Raw genomic sequence first — 1,250 nt, forward strand, 5'->3', positions numbered from 1 at the left:
CTGTAGTGGTCAAGTTTTTTCGGACAGGCTGATAGGTTGTTTTACTGTTGGCTTGGCCTCATAAGCGGTAGGCGAGACATAGCCGAGGGTTGAGTGCAAGCGCACAGGGTTGTAGAAGCCCACGATGTACTGGGTAATGTCACGTCGTGCCTCCGCGTGATTGGCATAGCGCCGCTGCCACACCCGCTCCATCTTCAGGTTCAGGAAGAAGCGCTCCATCGGCGAGTTATCCCAGCAGTTGCCTTTGCGGCTCATGCTGCAAACGATGCCGTGGCGTGCCAGCATGGCCTGGTACTCGGCGCTGGCGTACTGACTCCCTCGATCCGAGTGGAGCACCAGCCCCCGCGCCGGCCGACGCTGCTGTAGCGCCATCTCCAGCGCGCACATGACCAGGGCTGTCGGCATGGCTGGTGCCATGGCCCAGCCGACCACCTTGCGTGAGTACAGATCCAGCACCACTGCCAAGTACAACCAGCCCTGGGCGGTGCGGATATACGTGATATCCGAGACCCAGGCCCGGTTTGCCTGCGACACATCGAACTGCCGATCCAGCACATTTTCTGCGACTGGTTGATCATGTTTGCTGTCGGTCGTCGCGACAAACTTGCGCTTCCAGGTCGCACGCAGCCCAGCCTCCCGCATCACCGTACGGACCCGCTGACGGCCGATTTTGATCCCCTGGGCCCGCACCGCATGCATCAGTCTCCGGCTGCCATAGCTGGCGCCGCTGGCGGCAAAGGCCGCTTTAACATGGGCCTGCTGTCGCAACTTCGGCGCACCCGGCAAGGCGCGCCGGTGAGCGTAGTAGCCAGCTCGACTGACGCCCAACAGCCGGCACGCCGAACTGACGGAGACAGCCTTCTCTTGCAGGTGGGTTACCACCCGATAACTCACTTGAGTTCTCGTGCAAAGAAGGCCGAGGCCTTTTTTAGGATGCTATTGTCCTCCCGCAACTGCCGGTTCTCAGCCTCCAACTGCCGAATGCGCTGCTGCTCTGCCGTCAGCGGCTTGCCAATCCCTGCACCGCCCGCCAGTTCCGAATCGTACTGCGCCAGCCATCGCCGCACTGCCGTCTCTCCAAGCTCCATCGTCCGGCAAACCTCGCCCACCGATAGACCCTGGTCTTTCACCATCCGTACTACTTCCAGCTTGAAGCTGGCATCAAATTGTCGGCGTTGTCTTGTCATCTGTTTCCTCGTCGATATGGATTGTCACCCTATCGACCTGTCCGAGGAAATTAGACCACTGCA

At 60.2% G+C, this 1,250-nt stretch carries 1 protein-coding gene; it reads right to left on the bottom strand.

What is annotated here, in order from left to right; translation table 11 throughout:
• Positions 1–9: 9 nt before the first annotated feature.
• A protein-coding gene (locus ACGLHR_RS51705) for an IS3 family transposase (protein WP_400103885.1) occupies positions 10–1,187 on the bottom strand; the annotation gives its coding sequence in 2 pieces (ribosomal slippage) (positions 10–920 and positions 920–1,187; 1,179 coding nt in all).
• Positions 1,188–1,250 lie beyond the last annotated feature (63 nt).

This window comes from Cupriavidus sp. CuC1 (assembly GCF_044627735.1).
Classification (GTDB): Bacteria; Pseudomonadota; Gammaproteobacteria; order Burkholderiales; family Burkholderiaceae; genus Cupriavidus; species Cupriavidus ulmosensis.